A 21649-nucleotide genomic window follows, 5' to 3' on the forward strand; every position below is an offset into this window, starting at 1 on the left:
AGACTTTCCGTGTCTCGACAGAACCACCAATAAACAACGACGCCGTATTCACGGCGTCGCACTATTTACTAGATAGCCATACTAGAAGCGCTCTGGGACAAGCACAATCCCGCCTTTCGTCCTGTACAACTCAGCGACGCTGCGCCAGCCAATCGGTAAAGACCGCTGAACTGCGTTTGGGTGTGCGCACCAGCGAATCGTAATCGACGTGCACGATGCCAAACCGCTGGCTGTAACCTTCGGCCCACTCGAAGTTGTCCATCAGGCTCCAGGCAAAATAGCCACGCACATCAACGCCCTGTTCGATGGCGTTGTGCACCGCGTTGAGATGCTGGTCGTAATAGCCGACGCGCATCTGATCGTCCACCACACCATCGACCACCGGGGTGTTGTCGGCCGCGCCGTTTTCGCTGATGTAGATCGGCGGCAGATTGTCGTAACGCGCCTTGAAGCCAGTCATCAGATCGGTCAACGCCTGCGGGTAGATTTCCCAACCGATGTCGGTTTTCGGCGCATCCTGCGGGATGGACTCGTAATCGCTGTGTTCACCGGCTTTGACCACGGCACGGGTATAGAAGTTGATGCCGAGGAAATCGATCGGCCGCGCCAGAATCTCCATATCGCCCGGGTACACCGTCGGCATCCATTCCGGGTGACGCTCGCGCACCGCCAACGGGTATTCGCCGGTCAGCAACGGCTGCAAATACCAGTGGCTGTTTTCTTCATCGGAATAATCGGCCGCTGCGCGATCTTCAGCGCTGTCGGTGGCCGGATAGGCCGGCGTGAAATTCAACACGATGCCGTGGTCGGCTTTCGGCGCATTGGCGCGCATCGCCGGCAACGCCAGACCGTGGCCGAGCAACAGATGATGCGCCGCCTGGAAACCCAGACGATCGTCTTTCAGACCCGGCGCATGAATGCCCAAACGATAGCTGAGGAAACCGGCGCACCAGGGTTCGTTCAAGGTCGCGTAACTTTCCACCCGGTCGCCCAAAACGCGGGTGATCTGATCGGCGTAATCGGCAAAACGGTATGCGGTATCGCGATTTACCCAGCCGCCACGGTCGCCCAGATATTGCGGCAAATCCCAGTGATACAGCGTTGCCACCGGACGAATGCCGCGCTCCAGCATGCCGTCCACCAGCCGATCGTAAAAATCGAAACCGGCCTGATTCCAAACCCCCGGTTGCGGCTCGATGCGCGGCCAGGCGATGGAGAAACGATAGGCGTCGAAACCCAGCTTGCGAATCATGTCCAGATCTTGCGGCCAGCGGTGGTAATGGTCGCAGGCGACATCGCCGTTATCGCCACCCAACACCTTGCCCGGCGTCGCGCAAAAACGATCCCAGATGCTTTCGGTACGGCCGTCTTCGTATGCCGCGCCTTCAATCTGGAACGACGCCGTGGCGACACCGAACAGAAAATCCTTGCGCGCCAAACGCGAATCGGCCGGTAAATTAAAACTCATACAGTTCTCCAACTTTAGGGGCCTCACGGCCCGAACATCATCAAGGTCAGTTAATGCCTGGCTGCACCAATGTGCAGGCACTCTCTCGTTTGTCGACCGGCGCGCCGGTAGATCGACATTCGCAGCGATATCGAACCCGAGCGCTGGCTGAGTGTCGGTCTATGGAACGCGCCGATGACTAGGCAATCCGGAATCAGGGTTAGCGGCTGCATTATGGAACACCTCAACCGCGCCAATTCATCGTGTCGTGCAGTCGCTGATGGGTGTTCGCAATGGTTCTTATTGTGTCCTCTGGCCGGGTTGGACAGAGTTACTGTAACCGTTTACAGTTACCCTAAATTCGGTCCTCTGAGGTGTCAAGCCTGACGACGGACCGAACGCTCGCGCCACAACAACAATGATCAGGATTTCAGATGCGTTGCTCCATTCCAGTCTGGCCGTCCCTGTCGCCGTGATGCCGAGGTTTTCTGCATGACGCTTCAATCCAAGCATTCGAATACCGGCCGGTTGTTAACCCCGCACAGCTTTCAACCGGCGTCAGCAACGACCCCAGTTCAAGACGCTCAGACCAAAGGTCTGACCGCAGAAGCCTTGCGTCAGCATCGCGATCTGGCCTGGGGCGCCTTTCATTGGTTCAACAGCGCCGCCTACCCGAACGCTCACCAGCAGGACCGGCAAGCGCCGGTTTACGGCTGCGATGATCGTCGCGATTTAACCGGCGGCTGGTACGACGGCCCGGATTACGGCCACTACGCAATCAGCACCGCCTGGTCGATTGCCCTGCCCTTGCTGACCTGGATGATTCGCCCACAGGCGCTGCCTGAACGCATTCAACCCATGCACAGCTACAGCCTGCATCGCCCGGCGGTGCTGGATCTGGTCGAGCCTTCATTACGATTTTTGTTGGCGATGCAGCGCGGCGACGGCGCCGTGCATCACAAGCTGTGCAGCGAACATCCGGCCGGTTTGTCCGAAGCCCCGGCTGACGATCAACGCCAGCGCTGGCTGATGCCGATCAGCACCGCCGCCACCGCCAACGCAGCCGCCGTGCTGCATCTGGCTGGCGCAGCCTTTGCCCATTCCGGTATCGCGGACGATTGGCAGCTGGCGCGCCAATGCCGTTTGGCGGCGCAACGCGCCAGTGAGTTTCTGGCGTTGCATCCGGAATCGATAACAGCGCCAACGAGCGATGACGCTCGTTTCGGCCAAGCCTATGCCGATGCCGATGAACGCGACAATCGCCTCTGGGCTGACGTCGCCCGCAGCTGGAGCGACCCATCCGAACTGGCCGATCGGCATTTCGCCCGCCTGTGGGAACTGGCGGGCAGCGACCGCCTGGGCGACGCCCAACCCGGCTGGCAGCAACTGAATTTTCTGGCGCTGTTTAATTTTCTGGCGATGCCGCATCAGGATCGCGTACTCAAAGACGCCTTACTGACGCGCATGGAAAAGACCTTTCACGCCGAACGTGATCGCCAGTTGCAACAGCCGTTCGCGCGGTTGCAGGCCAGTCGGGATGACAACAGTTCCAAAGACAACCACTCCAAAGACAACCATTCCGAAGAAAACAATGGCACCTTGGCAACGCTCGGAACTCAACTGCTCTGGTTGCACCAACTGACCGGTCGCCGCACCTGGTACGACGCGGCGTTCGATCTCAGTGGCTGGTTTTTCGGTCACAACCCGCACGGCAAAACCTGGACCACAGGCAATGCCGACGGCCAGGTGCAACAACCGCAGTTCGCACCGCTGATCTCGGGCGCGTTGCAGGCCGCGCCGGGTTTGTTGGCTGCTGGTGTGCAGTCCGCGCAAGCGGAATATCGGGATGAGCCACAGGCGTCGGCCAATGCGGTCCGGTTGGATGCCCAGTCGCCCTGGGCCTGTTATCTATCGTTGCTGGTGGCGGGGCCGCGCTGACAACGCCATAGTTCAGGCGGCGGTCGGAGACGGCTGCGGTGCCAGATCGGCGGTGGAACCGCGCTCAATCAAGGTTGGCAGAAAACGGTTGTGAATCTCGCAATCAATGCCTTCGCCCAGCTTTAACGCCAACCGACCCGCCTCGCTGCCAAATTCCGCCACCGGCACGCGCACCGTCGTCAATGGCGGTTCCAGATAGCCGGCCATCAACACATCGTCGTAGCCCACCAGGCTGACATCTCCGGGAATATTCAGGCCGCGTTGTTTGAACCCGTTGATGGCACCAATCGCCATCAAGTCGTTACCAACCACCACCGCGCTGAACGCAACCTGGCGTGCCAGCAATGCAGCGACGGCCACTTCACCGCCCGGCTCCAGGAAATCGCCTTCGACCACCAATTGCTCGTCGTAATCCAGACCGACACTGTCAAGCGCACGCCGATAACCCGCCAGACGTGCGCGCGCATCCGCCTTGTACAGCGGCCCGGTCACGCAGGCGATGCGCCGGTGTCCACGTTCAAGCAAATGCCGCGTTGCCAGAAAACCGCCGGCTTCGTTGTCCAGATAAACACACTGCTCGGCCAGGTCCGGCACCAGCCGGTTGACCAGAATGATGGGTGTGGATTGCCGTTGAGACAGTTCGACAATTTCCGCATCGGGCATTAAATCGAGATGCAGAATCAGCGCATCGCAGCGTCGCTTGAGCAGAAATTGCACCGCGTCGCGTTCTTCATCGAGGGTGCTGTGGCCGCTGGTGATGATGAGATGTTTGCCGGCATCGCGGACCACCTGTTCGGCGTATTGCATCATCTCGCCAAAGAACGGACCGGACAGATCGCCCACCACCATGCCAATGGTTTCGGACTTGTTCGTCGCCAGACTGCGCGCAAAGGAATTCGGCTGATAGCCCAACTCGGCCATGGCTTCGAGCACGCGCTGACGCGTTGCCTCGGCCACCCATTTATTGCCATTGACCACACGCGACACCGTTGCCACCGACACCTGTGCGTGTTTGGACACTTCCCGAATGGTGGCCATGAATTCGCTTTCCTCTCATCAAAACGCGCGGCTGAACCGTCGGCAAGCCTACACCAGCCGGGCGCGGCTTTCAGCCGCCAACGGCTGGGAGTCTGCGTTCAAACAAGCGAAAAGTGGCGTTTCAGGTGATCTGATAGCGACCGGGTTTATGGTTCAAAGCAATCACCACATTCAGCGCCAGCGCACCGAGGATCGACAGCGCCAACACCGGCAACGGCACCAGAAAGAAACCCACACAGACAATGGCAACATCGACGCCCATCTGAAGCCGACCGGCACTCAGGCCGAATCGTTCCTGCACGTACAACGCCAGAATGCCCACGCCGCCCAGGCTGGAACGATGACGGAAAAACACCAGCATGCCAGTGCCGATCAGAAAGCCGCCCATGATGGCCGCGAAGATAGCGTTGACGCGGCCCAGCTCAATCACCAGCGACAGGTTATCGGCCAGCAACGACACCGCCGCGACCGAGACAAACGTATTGAGCGTAAACCGCCCGCCCATGCGGCTGTACGCCAGCCAGTAAAACGGCAGGTTAATAACGAAAAACACCTGACCAAAACTGAACGGCAGCACCTTGGTCAACACCAGCGCCAGGCCCGCCGTGCCGCCGGTCAGAAAGCCCTGATGCTTGAACAGCAACAAACCGAGCGACACAAACAAAGCGCCGGCAACCAGCGCCAGCGCATCTTCGGGAACGGAATGAGTGGTGGTGGCAGTTTTCACAAACAGCGCTCCGTAAATGAAAGGGGCGCATCTTACCAGCGCGCTGGCCGCCGTGAAGTAAAGGGCGGTCAGCTCAGTGGCAAGTCTGGTTTCCGCTCGGCAAGCAAAACGAACAGGACTCAGGCGTTGATCAGACTGACCCCATACACCGGCGGCAAAGTATGGCTGAGCAATTGCCAGCTGGTACCGCCGTCCCGGCTGCACCAGGCGTTGCCGGTCGTGGTGCCAAACGCCAGAGTATTGCCGGTGCGATCGACCGCCAGGCCGTGCCGATACACCAGATCGAAACTGCCGCCTTGTGGCAAACCCTGGCGCTGCGCCTGAAAGGTTTTGCCGCCGTCTTCGCTGCGCGTCACCAACAACGCCTGATCCACCGGAAAGCGGTATTGGTCTTTTACGCCCGGCACAAACCAGGCGGTTTCCGGACGCTTCGGATGCACCGCGACGGCAAAGCCGAAAGCGCTCGGATCCGGCGTGCATTCGCGGAAGGTTTCGGCGCCGTCGGACGACACAAAAACGCCGTTGTGATGCTGCACCCAAACCCAGTCCGGGTTCGATGGCGCGGCCATCAAGCGGTGTACATCCTGATTGACCAGATCGAACTGCATGTCTTCGGGCATGTATTCGGCCCGCAATCCCTTACCGACCTGCCGCCAATGGTTGCCGGCGTCTTCACTTTTCCACACGCCGCCGCTGGAAATGGCGACAGTCAAGCTGTCGGAATCTTCCGGATGAATGGCGATGGAGTGCAGGCCGGGGTTATCGAAGCCGCCGCCGAACCAGTTTTTGCGCGCCGGTACATTCCACAACGCCTGATTCAACGACCAGCTGTCACCGCCGTCGTCGCTGCGAAACAAGCCGCCGGGAATGGTGCCCGCCCAAAGTCGGCCGGGAATTTGCGGATCGGGTTCCAGGCACCAGATTTGTTCCAGTGCCCAGGGGTTTTTATCGTCCGGGTCGTCCGGTTTTTCCGGAAACACCGGCACCGCCACTTCCTGCCAGTTGGCGCCCAGGTCGGTCGAGCGATGCAGTTTCGAACCAAAATGACCCAGCGCCAAAGCGCACCACCAGGTGCCGTCTGGCCCAACGGCCGCGGCCGATACCGGCTCGCCGAGAAAATGCGTTTGAGCGTAGTCAAAGCCGTGATCACCAGCCCGCATTTCCACCAGGCCTTTGCGCGTCCAGAACAGAATCCGATCCACCATCCGTTGCCTCCAGGTTATCAACCGCCAGAGAGTGCTTGCATGATGTGCAGGCGACTGCCCGCTGCCAGCACCTGTTGATGCGGCATGGCGCCTTGCACCAGTTGTTGATCGATAGCGAGCATGACGTGCTTGCGCAACTCGCCCTGATCATCGAGCAGATAGCCCGCCAGTGGCGGGTATCGTTCAAACACCTGCGCCAGCACCGCATCCAGCGTGCCCGGCGCCACATCCAACGCATCGCAGCGGATATGACGTTGCAAATTCTCGGTGAAGCTGACCTTGATCATGGCCGCCCTCCCGGCTCAACCCGCCGGTGTAACCCGCTGGGTGTAGATGGAAAAATCCGGTTTGTTCGGCTGGTAATCGCCATACAGCAACGGCGACTGAATCATGAAATCGGCGCTGGCCTGATTGCACGCCACCGGAATGTTGTACAGCGCCGCAATGCGCAGCAGCGCTTTGATGTCCGGATCGTGCGGTTGCGGTTCCAGCGGGTCCCAGAAAAAGATCAGCAGATCGATTTCGCCTTCGGCAATCTTGGCACCAATTTGCTGGTCGCCACCGAGCGGGCCGCTCAGTAACTTGGTCACCGACCGATTCAACCCCTGCTCAATCAACTTACCCGTGGTGCCGGTTGCGTAAATGCCCAACGGCTCCAGCAAGGCGCTGTTGGTTTGTGCCCAGGCCACCAATTCCCGTTTTTTATTGTCGTGCGCCACCAGGGCTACATTGCGATCTGTCTTGCTCATTCGGGCCTCCGGGCGCCTGTTCGCGGTAATGCCCGCATCTTATACCACAGCGACAACAGCACAACGGCGAGCGCCAGACCGGCCAGATTGGCGAACCCATCGGCGATGCTGAACAGCCGATACCCGGTCAGCCCCTGCGCCACTTCAATCAACCAACTGTAGCCCCACAGCAGCGGCCAGACGCGCCAGCGTCGCGGCCAACTCAGGCCGCCCAGCAACCCGATCAACCCCCAACCGAGCAGATGATTCACCTTATCGTTCGGCGACACCGCCGGCTGCTCAATCGGCAACAACGACAACACCGTGATCGCCAGCAACGCGACCCCAAAACCCACTCGAACCATGCGCATCGCAATGCCCCTTGCACTGAATTTGACGCCGCCACTCTAAGGCATGTCTACGGCATGGCCCAATCGGGACAAAGCGCATGGCTTGTCTTATGCTGCCCCCTGGTCGATCCAGGGAGTTTGATTTCGACATGCGGTTTGCATTCACACGTTGGCTGTCTCGCCATGGGTTGCGTTGGGCGGCTTTGTCGCTGGGGTTTTTGATCACCTTATCGCTGGCCGGCTATCACCTCTTTGTCGCCCGTTACGATCAGACTTCCTTTATCCAACGGCTCGACTACCTGTTTTACGACTGGCGCTTCCAACTGCTCGACAGCGGTGAACGCTTCCCCCGTGCGGACGACAACATCGTCATCGTCGACATCGACGAAGCCAGCCTGAAAACCGAAGGCCGCTGGCCCTGGCCGCGCGACAAGGTAGCAACGCTGGTTAACCAACTAGCCGAAGCTGGCGCCGTCGTAGTTGGCATCGATATTCTGATGTCCGAACCGCAGCTCAACCCCACCCGACAACTGCAACAACAAGCGCTGGCCGACGGCAACGCCGACCTCGCCGAATCGCTGACGCCGTTTTTACCGCTCACCGAATACGACCAGATTCTGGCCGACAGCTTCGCCAACATCGACGTCGTACTGCCGTTTCTGTTTCAGGCCGACGACAGCCTGCGCATCGGCCAACTGCCCGCCCCCGTCTACGAATTAACCGACGACGAAGCCGAGCGATTATTGGTCGTGGAAGCCGAAGGTTACGCCGGGGCGGTTGATCGCTTGCAACAGGCGGCCGTCACCGCCGGCTCCATCGTGCCGACCATCGACGGCGACGGCACGCTGCGTTCAGCGCCGTTATTCACCCGCTACGAAGACGGACTCTACCCATCGCTGGCGTTAGCCATGGGGCTGACTTATTACTTTTTGGACGGCATCGAGCTCGATGTCGTGCCGTTCAATGCCCGCCTCGACGTCATCGACCGGCTGCATTTCGCCGACAAAACCCTGCGCGTCGACGCCGGCCGGGTGCTGGTTCCGTACCTTGGGCCGCAAGGCCAGTTTCCGTATGTGTCGGCCACCGATGTGATTCGCGGCCAGGCCGACCCCGACGTATTCGCCAATGCCTTGGTATTGATCGGCACCTCATCGGTAGGCCTGGCCGATTTGCGCACCACGCCCGTTGGCACTCAATTCCCCGGTGTGGAAGTGCACGCCAATCTGCTCAACGGCCTGCTTGCCGGCAACTTCCCCTACACACCCGATTACGGCCACACCATGACGGCGGTGTTGCTGCTGATTCTGGGTGCGTTTTTTACCTTGGTATCGAATCGACTGGGGCCGCTGGCATTGGCATCGGCCACGCTGTTGTTGTTGGCGGCTCTGGTGTCGATCAATTTTTATTTATGGCTGAGTCAGCAAATGGCCCTGCCGTTGGCAAGCAGCGTGTTACTCACCGCCGCTTTGGGTACGCTGCATTTATTGGAAGGGTTTTTAAGCGAGCGGCGGCACAAACAACAGGTCACCAATGTGTTCGGCCAGTACGTGCCCAAAGCGCACATTGAACGCATGTTATCGAACCCGGATGCCTACGGATTCGAAGGCGAAAACCGCGACATGACCGTACTGTTTTCCGACGTGCGCTCCTTCACCACCATTTCCGAAAAACTCAGTGCGACGCAGTTAAAAGATTTGCTGAACCGCTATTTCACTCCGATCACCGAAGTCATTTTCAACCACCAGGGCACCATCGATAAATACGTCGGCGACATGGTGATGGCGTTCTGGGGCGCGCCCTTGGAAGACCCGGAACACCCACGCCACGCACTGGAAGCCGCAGTAGCGATGATCGCCACCACCGAAGCGTTAAACCCGGAATTACAAGCGCTCGGTTACCCGGAAATTCAGGTGGGCATCGGTTTGAATACCGGCCCGATGAACGTCGGCGACATGGGCTCAACTTACCGCCGCGCCTACACCGTGCTCGGCGATGCCGTGAACCTCGGCTCGCGTCTGGAAAGTCTCACCAAATTTTACGGCGTGAAAATTCTGATCGGCCCGCAAACCAGAGCCGCCATTAACGACTGGGCCTTTCGACCGATCGATCGCATTCGCGTGAAAGGCAAAACCGAACCTGTGGCGGTATTCGAACCCTGGGGAAAATTGAGCGATCTCAGCCAGCAACAACGCGTCGAACTCGACGCTTTGGATGCGGCTTATCAACTCTATCTGCAACAGCAGTGGTCAGCCGCCAAAGAAGCGTTTTCACAACTGAAAACGAACAGCCGCCGCGCCAAATTGTATGACGTCTATCTCGAACGCATCGAAATCCTCGAACAGGAAATCCTGCCCGAGGATTGGGACGGCAGTTTTACGCACACCAGTAAATAAACAGTCCAACTCAGTCAGCCAGAACAAAGGCCACCGCCGCCTCAGCATGAATGGCAGTGGTATCGACCAACGGCACAGCGGTGTCGCTCTGGCTGACCAACATGCCGATTTCGGTGCACCCTAAAATGACGGCTTCGGCACCGTCGCGCGCCAGCGCTTCGATGATTCGGATATACGCATCACGAGAAGCAGCGCGAATATCACCCAAGCACAACTGCTGATAAATCACCTCGTGCACCAAAGCGCGGTCGGCGTCGTTGGGAACCACAACGTCCAACCCGAAGCGTTCCGCGAGTCGGCCTTTATAAAACGCCTGTTCCATCGTAAAAGCCGTACCGAGCAAGCCGACGCGTTTCACACCCTGGTCCAGTAATACTTGCGCGGTGGCGTCGGCGATGTGGATCAGCGGGATGTCCAGCGCCGCCTCAATCTGCGGCGCGACCTTGTGCATGGTGTTGGTACAAATCAGCAAGGCATCCGCGCCGGCGCTTTGAACCTTGAGCGCGGCTTCGCTTAACAGCTGCGCCGTTGCATCCCAATCGCCGGCATGTTGCAGCTGTTCGATGGGTGCAAAATCGACGCTGTACAGCGCAATCTGCGCTGAATGCAGGCCACCCAGTTGCGCTTTCACGCCTTCGTTGATGGCACGGTAATAACCGGCCGTGCTCTCCCAACTCATGCCACCCAACAGACCGATGGTTTTCATAGCGGTGCCTTTTTGTATCCCAAAGAGTGCACCACAGTCTGCATAAAAAAACGGCACACTGACAGAGCAGCGTGCCGTTTTTTGGCCCAACGTTCAGGCGTGTTTATTTCAGATCAAAACGATCCAAATTCATCACCTTGTCCCAGGCTTTTACGAAGTCATCGACAAAGCGCTTTTCGGAATCCGCGCCTGCGTACACTTCACAAATTGCCCGCAACTGAGCGTTGGAACCAAACACCAGATCGTTGCGTGTTCCGGTCCATTTTTGCTTGCCGGTTTTGCGGTCTTTGCCGACGAATTCAGATTCATCCGCGTCGGTTGATGACCACTCGGTGTCCATGCTCAACAGGTTGACGAAAAAGTCGTTGGTCAGTTTGCCCGGACGATCAGTAAAGACGCCGTGCTTGCTGCCACCGTGGTTAGCGCCGATAACACGCAAGCCACCGACCAGTGCAGTCATTTCCGGCGCGGTCAGCGTCAGCAATTGCGCACGATCGATCAGCATGTCTTCAGCACGCACCGCGTACTTTTTCTTCTGGAAGTTGCGGAAGCCATCGGCCGCTGGTTCCAGCCAGCTGAAGCTTTCTTCATCGACCTGATTTTGCGCTGCGTCCATCCGGCCCGGAGTGAACGGAACGGTGACACCGTGGCCCGCATCCTGCGCCGCTTTTTCGATGGCAGCCACACCGCCAAGCACGATCAAATCGGCCATCGACACCTGCTTGCCACCAGTCTGGGCGCTGTTGAAATCGCTCTGAATGCCTTCGAGTTTCTTCAGCACTTTTTCCAGTTGCTTGGGCTCGTTGGCATCCCAGTTTTTAGCCGGAGCCAGACGAATGTGCGCGCCATTGGCACCACCGCGCATATCGGAACCGCGATAAGTGGCAGCGGACGACCAGGCAGTCGCAACCAACTCAGCAACCGACAGACCAGACGCGAGAATTTTCTTCTTCAACTGAGCGATGTCGCCGGCATCCACCACCGGATGGTTCAGCGCCGGAATCGGGTCTTGCCAGAGCAGATCTTCCTGCGGCACTTCCGGGCCGAGGTAGCGGGATTTCGGACCCATATCGCGGTGCGTCAGTTTGAACCAGGCGCGGGCAAAGGCGTCGGCAAATTGTTCCGGGTGCTCGTAAAAACGACGCGAGATTTTTTCATACGCCGGATCAAAACGCAGCGACAAATCCGTGGTCAACATCGTCGGTTTGCGTTTCTTCGATGAATCGAACGGATCGGGAATAATCTCACCGGCGTCTTTTGCGACCCACTGTTTGGCACCGGCCGGGCTCTTGGTCAATTCCCACTCAAAGCCGAACAGGTTTTCGAAGAAATTGTTGCTCCACTGCGTTGGCGTCGTGGTCCAGGTCACTTCCGGGCCGCCGGTAATGGCGTCGCCCGCTTTACCGCTGCCGTGCTTACTGGTCCAACCGAAACCCTGTTCAGCCATTCCAGCCGCTTCCGGCTCGGCACCGACCAGCGCAGCATCGCCGGCGCCGTGGGTTTTACCGAAGCTGTGACCACCGGCAATCAGCGCCACCGTTTCTTCGTCGTTCATCGCCATGCGGCGGAAAGTTTCGCGAATATCGACAGCCGCTTTCACCGGATCAGGATCGCCGTTCGGGCCTTCCGGGTTCACGTAAATCAAACCCATCTGAACCGCCGCGAGCGGGTTTTCCAGATCGCGATCTTTGGTGTAACGGTTGTCGTCCAGCCAGCCTTTTTCCTGACCCCAATAAATGTCTTCTTCCGGCTCGTAAATGTCTTCACGGCCGCCGGCGAAACCAAAGGTTTTGAAACCCATGGATTCCAACGCGACGTTACCGGCGAGAATCATTAAATCGGCCCAGGAAATGCGATTGCCGTACTTCTGTTTAATCGGCCACAGCAAGCGGCGCGCCTTATCCAGGTTGGCGTTATCCGGCCAGCTGTTCAGCGGCGCGAAACGCTGGTTGCCAGTACCGCCACCGCCACGGCCGTCTTGCACGCGGTAGGTGCCGGCACTGTGCCAGGCCATACGAATCATTAAGCCGCCGTAGTGACCAAAGTCGGCCGGCCACCAGTCTTGAGAGTCGGTCATCAGGGCGTTCAAATCGGCTTTCACCGCCGCCAGGTCCAGCTTTTTAAATTCTTCGGCGTAATCAAACGACTCGTCCATCGGATTGGACTTCGACGAGTGCTGATGCAGGATGTCGAGTCGCAGCTTTTTAGGCCACCAATCGGTGTTGGTGGTGCCGCCACCCGCAGCGTGGTTAAACGGGCATTTATTGTTATCGGTCATTGCGATCTCCTTTGAGTGTTTGCGTAGTCACAAATACAGCTCTGCCGTGCGGTTATAGGTATAGTCGCTTCGGCCTAAATTGCTCCAATTTATCATTATTAAGAGATCGATAGCTTCAGACTTAATCGAGACGAGTACCCGTATTCAAGCGGCTTAGGCAGCGGTGGGAGTTGAATTGACCGGTTAAATGCCATCGCACCGCCACCGGCGCTAACAACCCAGGGTCATAAAAACGGGATGGGGAAACGAAAGATCGTCTATGCAGGTTGCGATTACAGAGTCAGCGCTCGAAGCGCGTGCGGATGTGGTAATCCTTGTGCGGCCCGACCACCTGAAAACTGAGTTCAAACGCCTGTGCAGAATGGAACACAAAGCGACCGTCGTAGTGATCGGCAATGCACAGATGATGCGACGTCAGTTCCGAGGCGCGGTCGAAATCGAACGCCAGAAACAACGCCCCTGTGCTTACGCCATCGGCAAAATCGATCGCCAGGCCGGTGTCGGTACGTCGATAGGTGTAAGCGCGTTGGGCTTGAATGCGCTGGCCGTTGGCCGCGGGCCAGCTCAGGCGTTCGACAAAATCAAGATGGTTCGGTTGCGTAGCACTCGGCGAAAATTGCGCCTCGCCGTGCATCAACGGCTGATCGGTCACCCGGCGCTCTAGCCGCCAGGCTCCGGTGAAATAATTCAGAATATTGCTGGCAGCTACGTCAAACATTCGGGGCTTTTTTGCGCATTAATTTTCATCAATCCCGGCAATAACCATCGCCCGGTTCGACCTTCAAACAATTGGTTTTTTCAGCCAGCCATTTCATGCCGCTGCCAACGCCATCGGTCGCGAAAATAACGGCCGTTTCACCGTTCAAATCAAACCGAAGCTGATCGCCATCGGCAACCGCTGTGTATTGAACCGGCCCATCCAGATTCGCGATGGTCAGCTGAAACTGCTCCGGCCCGCCAGCGATATCCAGATAGGTGCCTTCCACGCCCCACCAGCGGCCTTGCCAGTTAGACAGCGAAGAAGTTTCCCGCTCACTGGAACAGGCCGACACACCAGCCAACATCAAAACCACACAACCTAAACGCTGAACAAGCGATGCAGCCCATAGCGGTGAAATGGAGTTCAACATCTTAGCGTCCGACCACACTGAAATTAAATGTGCGGGGATTGGATCACAGCCTTAGCTCGACGCCAAGCCGACGTCATTCACTGCGATGAAAACACACCGAACATCAGCCTGGTATTTCCACAGCCGTACCAGACACCACAATGCCGCCAACCGGATTCACATCCATCCGAATCACACTCGGCCGCCCCATCGCAACGCCCTGGTGAATGGTCAATTGCCTGGGCAGCGGATTCAGCACACCCAGTTCGCGCAGATAACCACCCAATGCAGCAGCCGCAGCGCCCGTCGCCGGGTCTTCAACAACGCCGCCCACCGGAAACGGATTGCGCGCGTGGAATTGGGTGTCGGACTCGCGCCACACCAACTGCAAGGTGGTCAGGCCTTCCGCCAGCATCAGATTTTTCAGCGCGTCGAAATCGTAATCCAACCGATCCAGGCGGCGTTTCTCAGCAACCGCCAACACCAGATGCCAGGCGCCCGCATAGGCCTTTCTGGGTAGAATGGCAGTGTCCAGTTCATCGGCGCGCCAGCCAAGGTACTGCAACGCCTGGCTCAACACCGCGTCGGAAACCGGCTCGCTGCGAGGCTCAACTGAGGTCAAGGCGGCCGTGTAGCGGTCGGCCTGCGCCTGCACCTGAACACCAACGTCGCCGGCCTGGGTTGAAAACGTATAACGACCAGCACCGCTCAACTGCCCCAACACAACGCCCGAAGCGATGGTGGCGTGGCCGCAAAACGGCACTTCGGCTTCCGGGCTGAAATAACGCACCGTTCGCTTCGCACCTTGCGCCGGGGCAATAAAGGCGGTTTCTGAATAGCCAACATCGGCCGCCATCTGTTGCATCTCAGCGGCGCTGGGCAGGTGGTCGCCCACCCAGACGCCGGCAGGATTGCCGCCACTTGGCTCAGTCGTAAAGGCGGTATAGCGCTTCAATTGTCCGTTCATCACCGTTTTCCTGTTTTCAAACATGAAGGCCCGTCGTTCATTCCTTCCAAAATGGCTTACTCGCTTCGCGACGCAAGGTGCCCGGTGTCAGACCCAGGTCTTTCTCGATCCAGGTGACGTTCATCACAATCAGTTCAGTACGCAACCGGGAGCGGGATTCGTGACGGCGAACCCAGTCTCTCAGTGTCGCCAGTGCCCGCTTCAAGCGTGCACCCAAGGCTTTGCGGGCAGCGCGTTCGGCGTCCAGAACGGCGTCGTTTTGGTGGTTAGTCAATACAGTGTTCATCGCCTTACCTCCAGAAAATATGAATTGAGATCAACCTGCGATTGCTATTAAAGTGCCCTACACTGGGTTTATCCATCAGTCTTTAATGAAGGGGGCGTTCGGAAAACATGAACATCAACCACATCAAGCTGGATAAGTTGCGCTCCTTTGTACTGGTCGCCGACGAAGGCAACCTGACGCGCGCCGCCAAAAGCCGCCACAGCACGCCCTCGGCCGTCAGCGAGCATTTACGCCAGTTGGAAGAACAGTTCGGCGTAACCCTGTTCGACCGCTCCAGCCGTGGCATGGAACTGACGCCCGAAGGCCGCAAACTGTTGCCACCGGCGCGTCAGGCATTGCTGCAAATTGCCGAGCTGGACGAAATCGCCCGCTCGCTGCGCAGCGAGAAACCAACCACGCTGGTACTGGGGCTGAACGCGCCGCCGGAATATTTGAAAGTCGATCAATTGCTGCGCCGGGCGGCCAAAGAATTGCCCGAATCGCAATTGGAATTGGTGACCAGCAGTTCCTACCTGATTGCCGACCAGGTGCGCGAAGGCAAGATGGACCTGGGTTTTATGTACGGCGATCCACTGCACGAAGCCGTGGCGGCGGTGCGTCTGGCCGACATTGAATTCTGCATCGTGGCACCACCAGACACTCAGCTCACCACCCTGCCCACCAGCAGCGAAGAACGTCGGCAAATGCCGTGGATCTGGGCGTCGTGCAACTGCCCGGTATCGCGCATGATGCCCGGCATCATCGGTTGCGAACGCGAAGATGCCAAGGTGGTGTCATCGTCCGAAGACGAACACGTAACACTGTCGATGATTCGTGCGGGCCTGGGATTCGGTGTGGTGGAAAAGGAATTGGCACAGCATTGGGAACAACGCGGCAGCGTGCGCATTCTGGCCGATCCACCCATCATTGCCGGCCTGAATTTGGTGGTACGGCGCGACCGACTGGAACGACGCCCGCTGGCGGCGGTAATCGAGCTGGCAAAACGGTTATGGATGGACCCGGCTCCGGCCTCGAACAAAACCGAATCGGTGTTGGAATCGGCGTAAGTATTCACGACCGCGTTCAAGAAGCCGGTGACCCGTCCTAAAATACGTTGACGGTTTTAATCAAGCCAGTTGCGCCCAGCAACTGGCTTTTTTATGCACTTCATCCGGCGTTTTCATACCCAGACTCAAGTGCGGCCTTAACCGGTTGTACGCCCTGATCGATTGCTCCACCAAGACCCCCAGCTCTTCAAAAGTGTTGCAGCGCTCAACCAAAAACTCTTGCTTGAGGATGCCATTCACTCGCTCCGCCAGCGCGTTTTGATAGCAGTCGTACCCGTCCGTCATTGACGGCTTGACCTCATACCGCCGCAACACCGCTTGATAGACCGCCGAACAGTACTGCACACCCCGGTCCGAGTGGTGGATCAATGGATGAGCATACATCCTCTGGCGCAGCGCTCGGGTTAACGCCTTCACCGTGTCCGTCGCCTTCATCTCTCGGCTCAGTTCGTGGCCCATAATGCGCCGCGAGAAGGCGTCGGTGACCAGCGACAGGTAATGCACGCCTTCTCGACTCTCCAGGTAGGTGATGTCGGCGACAAACGCCTGTTCTGGACGACTCCAGCGTTGGTTGTTGTAGAGGTTTGGGTGTCTTTTCAGCCAGTGACGACTGTCTGTGGTTTTGGTGTAGCGGCGCTTTGGGCGGATGAGCAGGCGCTGTTGGCGCAGATAATCAAATAAGCCATCCCGACCTAACTTGATGCCCAATCGCTCCCAGTCGGCCTGCAGTAAGTGATACAGCTTACGCGTGCCCAGTCGCGGTAGCTGTCGCCGCACGTCTTGAACCAGCGTCAGCACCGGCTGTAATTCGGCCTGGCGCCGTCGGTGCCGCTGCACACGCTGATAGAGGCCTTGCCGGGAGCAACCAAAGAGCGCGCACGTCCGGCTCAGGCTTACTTTGCCCTGCGCTTGAAGGCGTCGCGCTCCTTGGCTAAATACTTTTTTCGCAGTTCGGTCCCATGCTCTTCATCCATGATGGTGATCATTTCATTGAGGACCAGGTTGCGCGTGCGCTCGTCATCCAGCTCTTTTTCCAGACGCTTGATGCGTTGCTCGGGGGTTTCTTTTGAGGGGGGCATGGCGGCACTCCTCGTCTGTGTCCAGTCGCGTTGGCCGTGCTTGCACAGCCAGACTAGCACAGTGCTGCGCCCCTGAATGCCATAGCGATCTTGCGCCTGTTTGTAGGTGAGTTCGCCTTTTTCGACTTGCTCGACGACAGCCAGTTTAAAGCCGAGGTTGTAATCACGCTGTGTGCGCTTCTTACGGGTGATAGTTGGCTTATCCATACGTTGCTCCTGTGGGTGTCAACGTATTTCAGGACGGGTCACGGCCATAAAAAAAGCACGCTCAATGGGCGTGCTTTTTTATTTTGTCGACCGCCGGTTACTTCAGAATCGGTACCGGCACCCAGTCGTTGCCTTCTTGGTACAACACACCCAGACGGCACCCTTCGTTATAGCTGAAGGTACTGTGCACGTAGTAGTCGCGCGGCTCCGTTAAATTGACGGCGATATCGACATCGCAGGTGTAATTGCCCATATCGTAGTCGGCAATCACGGTGACATCGGTGTCGAGTGGCAACTGCGTTTTATAAACCACCATCTGTGATGTTTCTTCAAACACCTCACCCACAATGAAGCGGGGTTTCAGATCGCCGTGCTGGACTTTGTAGTCCAGAAATCCGGACGTTTTTGAGGTTCTGTCAACGAAATAAACATCCGTACTGGCGACGCCTTCCACGGGAACGTAAGGCGGTCGCAAGATGGCACAGGCCGAGAGCAATGACGCTAAAACAACAAGAGAGAGGGATCGGGTTAGGGTAGACAACTTAGACATCGAGTTTCCTTATGGCTTATTGGTTTTTTTCCAGAACGCCCTATCGAGCGGCGCGACTCCATCAGTCGTAAGGTTGGTGCGATGATGCTTCGAACACCGCACCGACCGTCGATCATAGAGGGAAGAACCAACCATGCCCACCTCTGAACGCCAGTTTATGAACCGGCGTTAGGCCCTCAATCCGCTGCTCTTCAGGCAACCGCCAGACTGACGTCGATATTGCCGCGGGTGGCGTTGGAATACGGGCACACCACGTGTGCGCGGTTCACCAGATCCTGCACTTTTTCAGCGGGCAGATTCGGTACACGAATGGTCAAAGCCACTTCGATGCCGAAACCGGTCGGAATGCCACCAATGCCCACGCGCGCGCTGACGGTGGTTTCGGCCGGCAGTACCAGTTTGTCTTGCGCGGCCACGAACTTCAGAGCACCCAGGAAACAAGCGGAATAACCGCAGGCAAACAGCTGTTCCGGGTTGGTGCCAGCACCACCCGCGCCACCCAGTTCTTTAGGTGTAGACAACGCTACGTCCAATACCCGGTCAGAGCTGATGGAACGGCCATCACGGCCGCCAGTGGCAGTGGCTTCGGCGTTATACAGTACGTGTTCGATTGACATTTTATGGCCTCCGGGCGGTTTGCCCTGCGTTGAATGAGGTTGCCATTCTAAGGCGGTGAAAATACTATTGGTGATATATAGTTCTTATTTCTTAACTTTTAGTATTTTTCGCGAGACACCACCATGGCCGACCGCCTGGAAGCCCTACTCAACCGCTTTAACGTCCACGCCAGCCTGTTTCACTCCGGCCGGGTGTGTGGCGCCCATACCCTGCCCGTCAGCGACGGCCTCGGGCAGTTGCACCTCATCAAGTCCGGGCGGCTAAAAGTTCAGCACGATGATTTGCCCGAGCTGGACATTCGCGAGCCCAGCCTGCTGCTCTACCCGCGCAGCCGCAGCCGGCGGTTTATTACCCACGACGACGAGCCGGCCGAACTGGTGTGTGCCGATCTGCACTTTGAAGGCGGTACCAGCAACCCGCTGACCGATGCGTTGCCTGCGGTCAGTCTGATTCCACTGTCGAGCCTGTTTGGCTCCGATGCGTTGTTGAGTTTGCTGTTTGAAGAGGCGTTCGATGAGCGCTGCGGACGCCAGGCACTGATCAGCCGATTGTTTGAAGCGGTGATGATTCAGGTGCTGCGTTATTTGATGGAAGGCGAGGCACTTAACAGCGGCATGTTGGCGGGCATGGCGCACCCGAAGTTGCGACATGCGTTGATCGCCATGCACGAAGCGCCGGCGCAGCCTTGGTCGTTAGACAGCCTGTCGGAGCAGGCGCGGATGTCGCGTAGCGTGTTTGCCAATGCGTTCAAAGACGTCGTGGGTATGACCATGGGAGCCTATTTGCAAAGTTGGCGCATTCGGCTGGCGCAGCAATCGTTGCGCAAAGATCGGTCGTTGGCGGCCATCGCCAACGAAGTGGGTTACAGCGGTGAGGCGGCGCTGTCGCGCGCGTTCAAAGTGCAATGCGGAATGTCGCCCCGGGAGTGGCGCCGCAGTTTGGGTTGATAACGGCTCAGAGTTCCTCAAGCCGACGCTGGATAACGGCGTAGGAATGATGAATCAGTTCCGTTAACGCCTCTTCATCCGGCTCGGCACCCGGCCGAACTTTCACATGCCGCATCATCTTGCCGGTGCCTTCGAGCAGTTTGTGTGGGTCATCCAATTCCGCTCCGCGAAAAAAGCCGATGTTGAGGTGCGCGGTGTAAACGGCCACGTAAGCAAAAGCCGCCTCACCGACACAGGCGGTTGCCATGCCATCGTGCATGATTTCCAACACATCGGGGCCGCACTGACGCACCACCGCGAACCAGTGTCGCGCCAATTCACCCAGACGCCCTTCCCGACTGCCCAGCCATTCCTCAACGGCTTGGTCTTGCTCAACGGCATTATTCAAGGTGAACAAGGGTGACATGGGTTTAGCCTCCGTCGTTAACGGGCGAATCGATCCGTTGCTTCAATCAAGCGGCTCAGAATTTCCGGCTCCGCCATGGTGTGGCCCGCTGCTTCTACGATGTGCAACTCGGCATCGGTCCAGACTTTGGCTAATTCCCAGGCGGTGCGCAATGGGCACGGCATGTCGTAACGACCGTGCACAATAACGCCGGGAATGCCGTTGAGCTTGGCCGCGTCGCGCAACAATTGCCCTTCTTCGAGCCAGCCGGCGTTCATAAAGAAATGGTTTTCGATGCGCGCAAAGGCGATGGCGAAATGATCGTCACCGAACTCCTCGATCCGGTCCGCCGCTGGCAACAAGGAAATAGTCGAACCTTCCCATTGGCTCCAGGCTTTAGCACAACGCAATTTTTCTATTTCGTCGTTGCCGGTTAACCGACGGTGGTAAGCCGCCATCATCTGGCCGCGTTCGGCTTCCGGAATGGGTGCAATAAAGTGCTCCCAACGGTCGGGGTACATTTCCGAGACACCGTATTGGTAGTACCAATCGAGTTCCGCTTTGGTCAGCGTATAGACGCCGCGCAGAATTAATTCACTGACCCGCTCCGGGTACGTTTGCGCATAAGCCAGCGCCAGGGTCGATCCCCAACTGCCGCCAAATACCAGCCACTTCTGGTGACCGAACATATCGCGCAACCGTTCAATATCGGCCACCAAATCCCAGGTGGTGTTCGCCGTCAGATCGGCATGCGGTAACGAGCGACCACAGCCGCGTTGGTCGAACAAAACGATGTCGTATTGTTGCGGATCGAACATCCTCCGGTAATCCGGCTCACAACCACCGCCCGGCCCGCCGTGCAGAAATACCGCTGGCTTGGCACCGCGAGTGCCAACTCTTTCCCAATAAATCTGATGGCCGTCGCCAACGTCGAGCAGGCCGGAGTCGTAAGGCTTAATAGGAGGGTAAGCATATTGATCAAATACAGTGTCAGCGGACATAACGCACCAGAACCTGAATGTGAACCGTGGATACTAACACGTCACTCAAATCGTTTATGCCAAGCTGTCACGCCGGATGTAAAGTTAAAAACTCAGCCCGGTCGATCGCATAGATGTCGCAGAGTTTACCAGCCACTTCCTGCTGATTGAGGAAGGTCTCACCCACACGCTGCGCCAGCTTTTTCGAGGCCTGGTTATCGGGATGAATCAGGCTAATCAACTGGTTGAGCTGCAATTCATCAAAGGCCCATCGCATTGACACCAACGCCGCTTCAAAAGCATAACCCCGGCCCCAGAAATCGGGGGCTATACCCCAACCAATTTCAATACCTGGCCAACCCGGCAAATTGAGCAACCCAACCCGGCCAACAAAACGTCCACTGTATTTTTCTTCCACCAACCAGAGACCGTAGCCGAGCAACTGCCAGTGTCCGAGGATAGTCGCCATCACCCGCCAGCTTTCGACGGAATCAATCGGTACGCCCTGGCCGAGATAACGCACAAAATCGGCATTGGCGTTCAAGGTTGCAAAGTTATCAGCATCGGCCTGAGTAAAGGCACGCATGCGCAAACGTTCGGTTTCGAGGACAGGAATATCCATGCTTGTCTTCCCGGGCGGATTTAATGGCATCAGCGCATCATAA

Annotated in this window: 23 protein-coding genes; 4 read left to right on the forward strand and 19 right to left on the reverse strand. The window is 57.7% G+C overall.

The genetic code is table 11. The annotated features are described in order from the left end of the window. Window positions 1–130 precede the first annotated feature (130 nt). Complete coding sequence (locus DW349_RS10830; RefSeq protein ID WP_108125635.1) at window positions 131–1468, reverse strand: GH1 family beta-glucosidase; 1338 nt, start codon at window positions 1466–1468, stop codon at window positions 131–133. A gap of 471 nt (window positions 1469–1939) precedes the next feature. On the opposite strand from DW349_RS10830, the gene DW349_RS10835 reads away from it, so the two are divergent. Then, window positions 1940–3385, forward strand: coding sequence for a glycoside hydrolase family 9 protein (locus DW349_RS10835; protein ID WP_108125636.1), 1446 nt, complete (start codon window positions 1940–1942; stop codon window positions 3383–3385). Window positions 3386–3397: 12 nt separating this feature from the next. On the opposite strand, the gene DW349_RS10840 is transcribed toward DW349_RS10835, so the two are convergent. The 6 genes from DW349_RS10840 to DW349_RS10865 form a co-directional block, all read right to left on the reverse strand. After that, window positions 3398–4423 carry a LacI family DNA-binding transcriptional regulator gene (locus DW349_RS10840; RefSeq protein ID WP_108125637.1) on the reverse strand — a complete coding sequence of 342 codons (1026 nt, stop codon included), beginning with the start codon at window positions 4421–4423 and terminating at the stop codon, window positions 3398–3400. Between the two features lie 121 nt (window positions 4424–4544). Continuing rightward, window positions 4545–5150, reverse strand: a complete 606-nt coding sequence (locus DW349_RS10845; protein WP_108125638.1) for a YitT family protein — start codon at window positions 5148–5150, stop codon at window positions 4545–4547. Between the two features lie 119 nt (window positions 5151–5269). After that, entirely contained in the window at window positions 5270–6355 is a 1086-nt protein-coding gene (locus tag DW349_RS10850; protein WP_108125639.1) for a WD40/YVTN/BNR-like repeat-containing protein, read from the reverse strand. Between the two features lie 17 nt (window positions 6356–6372). Continuing rightward, the gene (locus DW349_RS10855) at window positions 6373–6642 is read right to left on the reverse strand and encodes a MoaD/ThiS family protein (RefSeq protein ID WP_108125640.1); all 270 of its coding nucleotides are present in this window, start codon (window positions 6640–6642) and stop codon (window positions 6373–6375) included. 15 nt (window positions 6643–6657) lie between these two features. Continuing rightward, complete coding sequence (locus DW349_RS10860) at window positions 6658–7104, reverse strand: methylglyoxal synthase (protein WP_108125641.1); 447 nt, start codon at window positions 7102–7104, stop codon at window positions 6658–6660. Beyond that, window positions 7101–7454: a VanZ family protein gene (locus DW349_RS10865; protein ID WP_115667144.1), complete on the reverse strand. Its 354-nt coding sequence runs from the start codon at window positions 7452–7454 to the stop codon at window positions 7101–7103. The genes DW349_RS10860 and DW349_RS10865 overlap by 4 nt, the downstream gene beginning before the upstream one ends. Window positions 7455–7582: 128 nt before the next feature. Here DW349_RS10865 and DW349_RS10870 point away from each other — a divergent pair, with 128 nt between their 5' ends. Further along, on the forward strand, window positions 7583–9826 hold the full coding sequence (locus tag DW349_RS10870) for a CHASE2 domain-containing protein (protein WP_162824635.1): 2244 nt from the start codon (window positions 7583–7585) through the stop codon (window positions 9824–9826). 10 nt (window positions 9827–9836) lie between these two features. Here the strand turns inward: DW349_RS10870 and DW349_RS10875 are convergent, their stop codons facing one another. The 6 genes from DW349_RS10875 to DW349_RS10900 form a co-directional block, all read right to left on the reverse strand. Beyond that, a complete protein-coding gene (locus tag DW349_RS10875; protein ID WP_108125644.1) occupies window positions 9837–10532 on the reverse strand; it encodes an aspartate/glutamate racemase family protein in 696 nt (231 codons plus the stop codon). Window positions 10533–10635: 103 nt separating this feature from the next. Next, window positions 10636–12810 (reverse strand): catalase/peroxidase HPI, encoded by a 2175-nt coding sequence (gene katG, locus DW349_RS10880; RefSeq protein ID WP_108125645.1) that lies wholly within the window; start codon window positions 12808–12810, stop codon window positions 10636–10638. 280 nt (window positions 12811–13090) lie between these two features. After that, on the reverse strand, window positions 13091–13528 hold the full coding sequence (locus DW349_RS10885; RefSeq protein ID WP_108125646.1) for a DUF6314 family protein: 438 nt from the start codon (window positions 13526–13528) through the stop codon (window positions 13091–13093). Between the two features lie 28 nt (window positions 13529–13556). Next, complete coding sequence (locus DW349_RS10890) at window positions 13557–13940, reverse strand: hypothetical protein (protein WP_108125647.1); 384 nt, start codon at window positions 13938–13940, stop codon at window positions 13557–13559. 103 nt (window positions 13941–14043) lie between these two features. Then, a complete protein-coding gene (locus tag DW349_RS10895; RefSeq protein WP_108125648.1) occupies window positions 14044–14886 on the reverse strand; it encodes a PhzF family phenazine biosynthesis protein in 843 nt (280 codons plus the stop codon). A gap of 37 nt (window positions 14887–14923) precedes the next feature. Further along, complete coding sequence (locus tag DW349_RS10900) at window positions 14924–15172, reverse strand: DUF1127 domain-containing protein (protein WP_108125649.1); 249 nt, start codon at window positions 15170–15172, stop codon at window positions 14924–14926. Between the two features lie 107 nt (window positions 15173–15279). Here DW349_RS10900 and DW349_RS10905 point away from each other — a divergent pair, with 107 nt between their 5' ends. After that, on the forward strand, window positions 15280–16218 hold the full coding sequence (locus DW349_RS10905) for a LysR family transcriptional regulator (protein ID WP_108125650.1): 939 nt from the start codon (window positions 15280–15282) through the stop codon (window positions 16216–16218). 60 nt (window positions 16219–16278) lie between these two features. Here DW349_RS10905 and DW349_RS10910 read toward each other — a convergent pair. The 3 genes from DW349_RS10910 to DW349_RS10920 all read right to left on the reverse strand — a co-directional run bounded on the left by DW349_RS10910 (window position 16279) and on the right by DW349_RS10920 (window position 18671). Then, a protein-coding gene (locus tag DW349_RS10910; RefSeq protein WP_420820649.1) for an IS3 family transposase occupies window positions 16279–17504 on the reverse strand; the annotation gives its coding sequence in 2 pieces (ribosomal slippage) (window positions 16279–17156 and window positions 17156–17504; 1227 coding nt in all). A gap of 97 nt (window positions 17505–17601) precedes the next feature. Then, window positions 17602–17820, reverse strand: a complete 219-nt coding sequence (locus DW349_RS17370) for a hypothetical protein (RefSeq protein WP_157954316.1) — start codon at window positions 17818–17820, stop codon at window positions 17602–17604. Window positions 17821–18245: 425 nt separating this feature from the next. Then, on the reverse strand, window positions 18246–18671 hold the full coding sequence (locus DW349_RS10920; RefSeq protein ID WP_108125304.1) for an organic hydroperoxide resistance protein: 426 nt from the start codon (window positions 18669–18671) through the stop codon (window positions 18246–18248). A 123-nt stretch (window positions 18672–18794) separates the two neighbouring features. Between DW349_RS10920 and DW349_RS10925 the strand changes: the two genes are divergently transcribed. Beyond that, window positions 18795–19619 (forward strand): AraC family transcriptional regulator, encoded by an 825-nt coding sequence (locus tag DW349_RS10925; RefSeq protein ID WP_108125303.1) that lies wholly within the window; start codon window positions 18795–18797, stop codon window positions 19617–19619. Between the two features lie 7 nt (window positions 19620–19626). Here the strand turns inward: DW349_RS10925 and DW349_RS10930 are convergent, their stop codons facing one another. The 3 genes from DW349_RS10930 to DW349_RS10940 all read right to left on the reverse strand — a co-directional run bounded on the left by DW349_RS10930 (window position 19627) and on the right by DW349_RS10940 (window position 21636). Next, window positions 19627–20025 (reverse strand): DUF1801 domain-containing protein, encoded by a 399-nt coding sequence (locus DW349_RS10930; protein ID WP_108125302.1) that lies wholly within the window; start codon window positions 20023–20025, stop codon window positions 19627–19629. Between the two features lie 17 nt (window positions 20026–20042). Next, the gene (gene pip / locus DW349_RS10935) at window positions 20043–21005 is read right to left on the reverse strand and encodes a prolyl aminopeptidase (protein ID WP_108125301.1); all 963 of its coding nucleotides are present in this window, start codon (window positions 21003–21005) and stop codon (window positions 20043–20045) included. 67 nt (window positions 21006–21072) lie between these two features. Continuing rightward, window positions 21073–21636, reverse strand: a complete 564-nt coding sequence (locus DW349_RS10940) for a GNAT family N-acetyltransferase (protein ID WP_108125300.1) — start codon at window positions 21634–21636, stop codon at window positions 21073–21075. Window positions 21637–21649: the final 13 nt, after the last annotated feature.

The organism is Saccharospirillum mangrovi (assembly GCF_003367315.1).
Lineage (GTDB): Bacteria > Pseudomonadota > Gammaproteobacteria > Pseudomonadales > Natronospirillaceae > Saccharospirillum > Saccharospirillum mangrovi.

Excerpts from the sequence above, each read along its gene's own strand:
- katG (WP_108125645.1), bottom strand. The coding sequence starts at position 12,810 with ATGACCGATAACAATAAATGCCCGTTTAACCACGCTGCGGGTGGCGGC.
- DW349_RS17370 (WP_157954316.1), bottom strand. The coding sequence starts at position 17,820 with ATGGTGGTTTATAAAACGCAGTTGCCACTCGACACCGATGTCACCGTG.
- DW349_RS10890 (WP_108125647.1), bottom strand. The coding sequence starts at position 13,940 with ATGTTGAACTCCATTTCACCGCTATGGGCTGCATCGCTTGTTCAGCGT.
- DW349_RS10855 (WP_108125640.1), bottom strand. The coding sequence starts at position 6,642 with ATGATCAAGGTCAGCTTCACCGAGAATTTGCAACGTCATATCCGCTGC.
- DW349_RS10835 (WP_108125636.1), top strand. The coding sequence starts at position 1,940 with ATGACGCTTCAATCCAAGCATTCGAATACCGGCCGGTTGTTAACCCCG.
- DW349_RS10865 (WP_115667144.1), bottom strand. The coding sequence starts at position 7,454 with ATGCGCATGGTTCGAGTGGGTTTTGGGGTCGCGTTGCTGGCGATCACG.
- DW349_RS10875 (WP_108125644.1), bottom strand. The coding sequence starts at position 10,532 with ATGAAAACCATCGGTCTGTTGGGTGGCATGAGTTGGGAGAGCACGGCC.
- DW349_RS10850 (WP_108125639.1), bottom strand. The coding sequence starts at position 6,355 with ATGGTGGATCGGATTCTGTTCTGGACGCGCAAAGGCCTGGTGGAAATG.
- pip (WP_108125301.1), bottom strand. The coding sequence starts at position 21,005 with ATGTCCGCTGACACTGTATTTGATCAATATGCTTACCCTCCTATTAAG.
- DW349_RS10830 (WP_108125635.1), bottom strand. The coding sequence starts at position 1,468 with ATGAGTTTTAATTTACCGGCCGATTCGCGTTTGGCGCGCAAGGATTTT.
- DW349_RS10940 (WP_108125300.1), bottom strand. The coding sequence starts at position 21,636 with ATGCCATTAAATCCGCCCGGGAAGACAAGCATGGATATTCCTGTCCTC.
- DW349_RS10905 (WP_108125650.1), top strand. The coding sequence starts at position 15,280 with ATGAACATCAACCACATCAAGCTGGATAAGTTGCGCTCCTTTGTACTG.
- DW349_RS10885 (WP_108125646.1), bottom strand. The coding sequence starts at position 13,528 with ATGTTTGACGTAGCTGCCAGCAATATTCTGAATTATTTCACCGGAGCC.
- DW349_RS10840 (WP_108125637.1), bottom strand. The coding sequence starts at position 4,423 with ATGGCCACCATTCGGGAAGTGTCCAAACACGCACAGGTGTCGGTGGCA.
- DW349_RS10900 (WP_108125649.1), bottom strand. The coding sequence starts at position 15,172 with ATGAACACTGTATTGACTAACCACCAAAACGACGCCGTTCTGGACGCC.
- DW349_RS10895 (WP_108125648.1), bottom strand. The coding sequence starts at position 14,886 with ATGAACGGACAATTGAAGCGCTATACCGCCTTTACGACTGAGCCAAGT.
- DW349_RS10870 (WP_162824635.1), top strand. The coding sequence starts at position 7,583 with ATGCGGTTTGCATTCACACGTTGGCTGTCTCGCCATGGGTTGCGTTGG.
- DW349_RS10925 (WP_108125303.1), top strand. The coding sequence starts at position 18,795 with ATGGCCGACCGCCTGGAAGCCCTACTCAACCGCTTTAACGTCCACGCC.
- DW349_RS10860 (WP_108125641.1), bottom strand. The coding sequence starts at position 7,104 with ATGAGCAAGACAGATCGCAATGTAGCCCTGGTGGCGCACGACAATAAA.
- DW349_RS10930 (WP_108125302.1), bottom strand. The coding sequence starts at position 20,025 with ATGTCACCCTTGTTCACCTTGAATAATGCCGTTGAGCAAGACCAAGCC.
- DW349_RS10920 (WP_108125304.1), bottom strand. The coding sequence starts at position 18,671 with ATGTCAATCGAACACGTACTGTATAACGCCGAAGCCACTGCCACTGGC.